Origin of the sequence: Sphingomonas sp., assembly GCF_035555815.1 — a bacterium.
GTDB lineage: Bacteria > Pseudomonadota > Alphaproteobacteria > Sphingomonadales > Sphingomonadaceae > Sphingomonas.
On sequence record NZ_DATMGG010000002.1, the window covers coordinates 1 to 4,311 of the forward strand.

A 4,311-nucleotide genomic window follows, 5' to 3' on the forward strand; every position below is an offset into this window, starting at 1 on the left:
CTGCCGGCCCGGTGCCGTCAACTCGTCCGCCGAGACGATCAGCAGCACCTGCGCCCCGCTCAACATCTTCGGCGTCGGGCAGGCCAGCCAGGCGGCGCGCGACTATATCTTCGCGATCGCGCGGCCGATCTCGATCAACGACCAGCTGGTGTTCAACGCCAACGTCACTGGCCCGGTGGCGACGCTGTTCGGCAACGACGTGAAGGTCTCGGCGGGCTTCGAGCATCGCCGCGAAAAGACCAGCTTCGATCCGGGCAGCTATTACCGCGGCGAGGACAATGGCGACGGCACTTATTCCCAATATGGCCGGATCATCCCGATCGATCCGATCTCGGGCCAGTTCCACACCAACGAGGTGTTCGGCGAGCTGGTGGTGCCGCTGGTCAGCGAAGCGAACGGACTGCGCTGGCTGCGCACGCTCGAGCTGGACGGCGCGGCGCGTTACGTCGACAACTCGCTGTCGGGCGGCGACCTGACGTGGACCGCCGGCGGGCGGCTGGGCTTCTTCCCCGGCATGACCTTCCGCGGCAACTTCACCCGGTCGATCCGTTCGCCGGCGATCACCGAGGCGTTCAACCCGACCTCGCGGGCGTTCGACCTGGGCAGCGATCCGTGCGACACCCGCTACGTCGACAGCGGGCCGAACCCGTCCGTGCGGCAGGCGAACTGCGCGGCGGCGGGGATCAACACGGCCGATTTCACGTCGGACTACAGCGATTTCACCGTGCCGGTCACCGTGTCGGGCAACCCGAACCTGAGCAACGAGAAGGCGAACAGCTGGACCGCGGGCGTGATCCTGCAACCCCGCTTCATTCCGGGCTTCTCGCTGTCGGCGGACTGGATCAACATCAAGCTGACCGGGGCGATCACCTCGCTGGCTGGGGACGACATCCTCAACGCCTGCTATGACTCGCCGGGCTATCCCAACTCGTTCTGCGGGCTGGTCGATCGCGATGCGGACGGCCAGATCACGATGATCCGCGAGGGCTATTACAACGCCGCATCCTACGAGACGGCGGGCCTGAGCGTGGTGGCGGCCTATCGGTTGCCGCTCAACCGGATCGGGGTGAACAACGGCGGCGTCGCCGGGCTGTCGATCAACTATTTCTACCGCGACAAGCTCGAGCAGCAGGTCGGCGAGGGGGACATCAACCACCTCGCGGGCGAGATCGGTTATCCCCGTCATGCCGCCACCGCCAACCTGACCTATGAGAGCAACGGGTTCAACCTGCTGTTCCAGGCGCGGTATACCGGCAAGGGCGCGTATGACGTCGATGAGGCGCCGAACGCGCGCGACATCATGGGGGTCGGCGACTGGTGGCTGTACAACGCCACCGTCGGGTTCGACGTGAACAAGCAGTTCGGGCTGAAGTTCATCGTCGACAACCTGCTCGATTCGAAGCCGCCCTATCCGGCGCCGGCCGGCGGTGGCACCACCACCTACTTCTCCGGCATCCTGGGGCGGTATTTCAAGGTGGCCGCGAACGTGAAGTTCTAGGCCATCCGGTCCTGAGCCGTTCACGCGGCGGGACGAAGGGCGGGGCGCCGGTGCGCTCCGCCCTTTTCCTTTGGCGGGCTTAGCGGCTAGGGAAACCCGGATGAGCGCAGGCCCGATCCAGCCGACATGTTGACCCTATCGACCACGACCGTCGCCATCGCGGGAGCGGTGATGGCGGTGCTGATCGGCGCCGCCGGCTGGGCGCTGTTCACCGGGCTGTCGATCCGCCGCAGCGGGGCGACCGTGCGCGACGTCGCGAGGCGTGACGCCACGTTGCTGGCCAGCGCGCCCGCGCAGGCGGCGCTGGTGCGCGCCGACGGGCGGATCGAACTGCCGCAGCGAGTCGCCGACTGGCTGGGGCTGGAGGAGCCGCCCCGATATCTGACCGACCTGACCAGCTTTGGCGCCGGGCTGGACCCCGCCGACGCTGAATTGCTGGCCTCCGAAGTCACCGCGGCCGCACGGGCCGGGCGCAGTTTCCGCATCTCCGCCGCGACGCGCGGATCGGCGCGCAAGCTGATCATCAGCGGGGCCCGCGCGCCAGAGGCGGCACTGGCGCCTGGCGGCGTCGTGCTGTGGTTCTTCGACGCGACCGAGAGCGAGGACGAGATCGCGCGGCTGGCGACCGAGAGCGACCGCATCCACGCCGCGTTCGACGCGCTGGCCGGGCTGATCGAGGCGGCGCCGATGCCGATGTGGTATCGCGACCGCGACCTGGCGTTGACGATGGTCAATTCCGCCTATGTCCGCGCGGTCGAGGGCGCGGACGCGCGCGACGTGATCGATCGCGGGCTGGAACTGGTGGAGGGTGACGGCATCGGCGGGCCGCTGGCCAATGCCGCGATCGCGCGCGACACCCGCGAATCCCAGGCGGCGGCGGTGCCGGCGACGATCGGCGGGGCGCGGCGGATGCTGCGAATCCACGACGTGCCGCTGCCGTCGGGCGGGATCGCGGGCTATGCGGTCGATATCGAGGAGCTGGAGCAGGCGCGTAGCGGCATCAAGCGGTTCGGCGAGGCCCAGCGCGCGATGCTCGACCGGCTGTCCGCCGGGGTGGCGCAGTTCGGGCCGGATCGCGCGCTGGCGTTCTGCAACCAGCCGTTCCGGCGCATCTTCGCCATGCGCGAGGAGTGGCTGCGCGACCGCCCCGAGTTCGACCGGGTGATCGAGCGGATGCGCGAGGCCGGGCGCGTGCCCGAGGTGCGCGACTTCCCCGGATGGAAGGCCGAGCGGCGCGGCTGGTTCCTGAGCGCGAACCAGGAAGCGATCGAGGAGGCGTGGCACCTGCCGGGCGGCATCCATCTGCGCGTGGTCGCGCAGCCGCTGCCCGACGGCGGATTGCTGGCGATTTTCGAGGACCGCACCGAGCAGATCCAGCTTGCCAGCGCGCGCGACACGCTGCTGCGCGTGCGCACCGCGACGTTCGACAATCTGTTCGAGGCGCTGGGCGTGTTCGCGGCGGACGGGCGGTTGCAGATCTGGAACCAGAAGTTCCGGCTGTTGTGGGGGTTCGAGGAAGCGTTCCTCGATCGCCATCCGCGCGTCGACGAACTGGCGCGGCGGGCCAGCGAGCGGCTGGAGAACCCCGCGCGTGCGTCGCTGATCGGCGAGCTGGTGCGATCGGCCACCGCCGACCGCCAGCAGCGCGGCGGCCGGGTCGGCTTTGCCGACGGGCGCCATTTCGAGTTCGCGGCGGTGCCGCTGCCCGACGGCAACGCGCTGCTGACGATGCTCGACATCACCGACAGCCGCCGCATCGAACGCGCGCTGACCGACCGCAACGAGGCGCTGGAGGCGGCCGACCGGGTCAAGACCCAGTTCGTCGCCAGCATGAGCTATGAGCTGCGCACCCCGCTGACGTCGATCAAGGGTTTCGCGGAGATGCTGCACGGTGGCTATGCCGGGCCGCTCAACCCCGACGGGGTCGGCTATGCGCAGGCGATCCTCGAATCGGTCGAGCGGCTGTCGGCGCTGATCGACGACGTGCTCGACCTGACGCAGGATGCCAAGGCCGGCGAGCGGGTCACCGTCGACCTGGAGCTGATCGCGGGGAGTGCGGCCGAGACCGTCGCCGCGCTCGCCGGCAACAAGCAGATCGGGCTGGCGCTGGAAGTGCAAGGATCGGCCGGCAGCGTGAAGGGCGATCCGGCGCGGCTGCGCCAGACGATCGAGCATCTGCTGCGCCACGCGATCGGCACCACGCCCGAGCGCGGCCGGGTGCTGCTCCACCTCGATGGCGACGCGGCGAAAGCGCGGATCGTGGTGTCGGACGACGGGCCGGGGATGGACAAGGCGGCGGCGGCGCGCGCGTTCGATCGTTTCGCGCAGACCGGCATCACGCGCGGCGCCGAGCGCGCGCTTGGGCTGGGCCTGCCGCTGGCCAAGCAGTTCGTCGAGGCGCACGGCGGCACCATCGCGCTGGTCAGCGAGCCGGGGCACGGCACGCTGATCACGGTCGAGTTGCCGCGCGGGTGATTCTGGAGTCGCCCGAGGCCAGCGAAGCGATGGGCCGCGCGCTGGCCGGCGTCGCGCGCCCCGGCGACGTGATCGCACTGTCCGGCCCGCTGGGCGCGGGCAAGACCAGCATCGCGCGCGGACTGTTGGCGGCGCTGGGGCTGGAGGGGGAGGCGCCGAGCCCGAGCTTCGCGATCGTCCAGCCCTATGATCCGCCCGAGGTGGCGTTCCCGGTGCTGCACGTCGACCTGTACCGCATCGAGGATGCGCGCGAGGCGGAGGAGCTGGGGCTGGACGAGGCGCGTGCCGACGCGCTGCTGGTGGTCGAATGGCCGGAGCGGTTGCCAGCCGCGCATTGG

At 70.0% G+C, this 4,311-nt stretch carries 3 protein-coding genes; all 3 read left to right on the forward strand.

Going from position 1 to position 4,311, the window contains the following annotated elements; all coding sequences use genetic code 11:
* Positions 1-1,498, forward strand: a 1,498-nt coding sequence (locus tag VNR91_RS00020; protein ID WP_325488743.1) for a TonB-dependent receptor domain-containing protein, incomplete at its 5' end; no start/stop codon positions are given.
* 126 nt (positions 1,499-1,624) lie between these two features.
* Positions 1,625-3,973, forward strand: a complete 2,349-nt coding sequence (locus VNR91_RS00025) for a sensor histidine kinase (protein WP_325488744.1) — start codon at positions 1,625-1,627, stop codon at positions 3,971-3,973.
* On the forward strand, positions 3,970-4,311 hold a 342-nt coding region (tsaE, locus tag VNR91_RS00030; protein WP_325488745.1), incomplete at its 3' end, for a tRNA (adenosine(37)-N6)-threonylcarbamoyltransferase complex ATPase subunit type 1 TsaE. The genes VNR91_RS00025 and tsaE, both read left to right, overlap by 4 nt.